The organism is Micromonospora sp. NRRL B-16802 (genome assembly GCF_001279555.1).
GTDB classification, from domain to species: domain Bacteria; phylum Actinomycetota; class Actinomycetes; order Mycobacteriales; family Micromonosporaceae; genus Micromonospora; species Micromonospora profundi.
This window is the reverse complement of the sequence record NZ_LGEB01000100.1, coordinates 1-2,917: the sequence shown is the minus strand read 5'-3', so window position 1 is coordinate 2,917 and position 2,917 is coordinate 1. Positions and strand designations below refer to the sequence as shown.

The window sequence follows — 2,917 nt, the reverse complement described above, 5'->3', positions numbered from 1 at the left end:
ATGGTCGACGCAGTCGGCCGTGAGGTGGACGTCGATCTTCTTCCCGATGATTCCGCGGTATTTGATCCATGGCGTTTGTTGCGCTTCTCGAATCAATCTGCAGGGGCGAGGCCGGAGGTCAGCCGCTGCGTCGAGCAAGTGTGTCGCGGTCTTGTGGAGGAGGGCCTGCTTCGTGAGCCGATACCCGGATGGTTCTGCGCTTCCGATCGGCCCGTCTACGATTAGGTCAGGGGACTACTGCTGATGTCCGGCTGTAAGGGGTGGGAGTGAAGGTTCTATATCACAAGGACACCGGCGAGCTCGAGTTGTCTGGGACAGATTGGGAACTACGGGACTTGGCAGCTCGATTGCGATCAGGCCGGGGTCGTATCCCTTTAGATGTCGGAGGGGATCCATCGCCCTACGATAAGGCTTTGCCCGCCATTGAGTTCGAGCGCACCGAGGGCAACCTCATGATTTTCTATCTGTCCGATCGTGACGCGTTGCGGATAGAGGGTGGTGCGGAAGAGCTGGAGGTGTTCGCGTCTGTCCTTGAAGAATTTGGGGATGAAGGTGACATCACCGCCCATATTCATGTGGAGCATGTTCCGGGGCATGAATATCTCTCGCCAAGAACCGAACCCCTGGTGATTGCCCTGAATGCGTAGAAATCCAATTGGGGTAACAACACTGAAGTAAGGACGGCAAAGGGGGCGTGACCAGAAGGTCACGCCCCCTTTGCCGCCTGCTGGTATCGCCCCTCCATGGTTCGCCTTTGGAGCGGCGTCGGTTCTCGCGGCGATATGTTCACTGCCCTGTTGATGCAATTGGAGGAGGCGGCTCGCCTGCTGCGCCATGACCCCGGTGACCGCGCAGCTCTCGACGAGCTGGACGACGCGGTCGCAGAGGCGGAGCGCTTCCGCACTATCCTCCTACCTGTCCTGTGACCGACGAGACGACGGATGCGCTGACCCATGTTCTCGGATCCTGCCCGCTATGACCGATGACTTCTTCGAGCTCGCGCTGGTCGCGATGGACAAGTCAGGTGGTGTTTCGGAAAGATGCGACGCCATTTCACGAATGGCTGAGCTTGACCCAGTCAAGGCGAAAGAGATTCTTATAGGTGTCGCGTCATCCTGGGATGAGCCGGGCGAGATTCTGTCGCAAGCGGGAAAGCCGCTGGGGTTGCTCGCAGCTAAGGCGGGCTACTTATCCGAATGGGACCTGCGGGACGTGACGGAGAGCGCGTATGAGGCGTACAACGAATGGTTGACCTTGGAATGAGCCGACAGGTGGTCGAGGGGCGGTGCGACCGAACTGCGGGTCGTCTCGTCCCTCGTCCCTCGTCCCTCGTTCCTTGAGCGAGGGGCGCGCCTCGCCATGCGAAAGAGGGGTCGTTGCGGTGCTGTTCCGCGCCGGCGCTCCCGAGGTGGCCGGATCCCTGACGACTCCTGTTTGGCCGGATGTAGTCGGAAGGCAGGCAGTGCGAGCCGACTTCGGGCTCGCGGCACCTTCTGAAGGACGGGTGCTCTTGACCACGGTCTACGACAGCCGGTGCTGCCGGGAGGCGGCTGCGTAGGGTTGGGAGGCTCCTGCCCGTGCAGCGGCGTTGAGGTGGGTGCCGAGGTCGTGACAGGAGGGTGGGTGGAGATCACTGGGGTGGACACCCTCGTCGTGGTGCCTTTCGACGCGCGACCAGCCGTGACCGCGTTCGTCCGTAGCATGCGGCGACTCTGGCCGTCTGCGCTCATCGGCATCGATGACGGCAGAGAGCCGATGACCATCGACCTCGGCGATGCTGCTGGCTATCCGGCTCGCGGTGAACTGATGTTCGCCCGCGATGCGGCGATGGACGAGCATTGGGAGGAGCACGGTTACCACCCGATGCCGGATGGTTCCGGGCCAGTGACGCTCATCTACGAGATTCACCACGGCCTGGTGGTAGAGGTAGACGTCGCCGGCGAGGGTCGCCTGGACGACGGCCCGCTGTCAGGGTGGACCGGCGTCGAACTGGCTCTGCCGGAGGCAACTGCGCTTACGCTGGTCACCCATGCCGCCCCGGCTGAGGACGCCTTCTGTGCCGCGATCCTGGCACTCTTGCGTGAAGCTCTGGGCTACCAGAGGGCAAGTGACTGAACTTGGCCACGACGTCAGCTGCCCACCCCAGGGCCATGGGCCCGTCCACAGCTTCGCCCGCCGACAGCTGCTGGCTCGCGAAGGAGGAGGATGGATATGCAAGTCCTGCGTTCGGACGCGACAGCTGAAATGGAATTGTCAGGAACTCGGCTGGATCTGCTAAGCCTGGCCCAAGCGCTCCGCTCCGGCCGCGAGACACTGCCGCTCAACGTTGAGGCGGACCCTTTTCCATACAGCAGGGCACTGTCGACGATAGAGTCAACATGCACGTCCGGTGATGTTGCCATATCGCTTTCGGCTGATTCTCGCACCTTGACATTCTCCGGTGGACCGGGAGAGTTGGAGTCCCTTGCGTCGGCCCTCATCGGCTTCACCGACGAGGGCGACAATTCTGCCCACCTTCATGTGGAATACGTCCCCGGCCACGAGTGCCTGTCGCCGAATTCCGAGCCGCTGGTAATTGCGCTTACGGGTTGAAGTATGGCGGTCAGCGCCACGTGCGGTACCGGAACTCGATCGGCTGGACGACGCGGCGGTGGGCCCGTGAGCAACCATCACGTCTATTTACCGGAGGAGAAGGAGTGGCACCCGTGTCGGGCCTGCCAGACGTGATCGACCCTGACGAGCCGCCGAAGGAGTCCGTCGTCGTCGGAGTCATCCCGTATGACCCCGGCCGTGGCCTGATCAGCGACTGGGACGACGACACCGTCCTGCGAATAGAGGTGCTCGAGACGACGGCGAAGACGATCTTGATCTCGGGCAACGCGGCTGGGCTCACCTCGCTCGCGCGTCACCTGCTCAC

6 protein-coding genes are annotated in these 2,917 nt (G+C 62.3%); all 6 read left to right on the top strand.

Annotated features, from left to right (window positions below; genetic code table 11):
• Positions 1–225, top strand: a 225-nt coding sequence (locus tag ADK66_RS32495) for a hypothetical protein (protein ID WP_231640214.1), incomplete at its 5' end; no start/stop codon positions are given.
• Positions 226–413: 188 nt separating this feature from the next.
• On the top strand, positions 414–647 hold the full coding sequence (locus tag ADK66_RS31680) for a hypothetical protein (RefSeq protein ID WP_157552963.1): 234 nt from the start codon (positions 414–416) through the stop codon (positions 645–647).
• A gap of 328 nt (positions 648–975) precedes the next feature.
• A complete protein-coding gene (locus tag ADK66_RS26855) occupies positions 976–1,263 on the top strand; it encodes a hypothetical protein (protein ID WP_053660162.1) in 288 nt (95 codons plus the stop codon).
• 360 nt (positions 1,264–1,623) lie between these two features.
• The gene (locus ADK66_RS26850) at positions 1,624–2,115 is read left to right on the top strand and encodes a hypothetical protein (RefSeq protein WP_053660160.1); all 492 of its coding nucleotides are present in this window, start codon (positions 1,624–1,626) and stop codon (positions 2,113–2,115) included.
• 90 nt (positions 2,116–2,205) lie between these two features.
• Positions 2,206–2,592, top strand: a complete 387-nt coding sequence (locus ADK66_RS31675; RefSeq protein ID WP_157552960.1) for a hypothetical protein — start codon at positions 2,206–2,208, stop codon at positions 2,590–2,592.
• A 113-nt stretch (positions 2,593–2,705) separates the two neighbouring features.
• On the top strand, positions 2,706–2,917 hold a 212-nt coding region (locus tag ADK66_RS26845), incomplete at its 3' end, for a hypothetical protein (protein WP_197281647.1).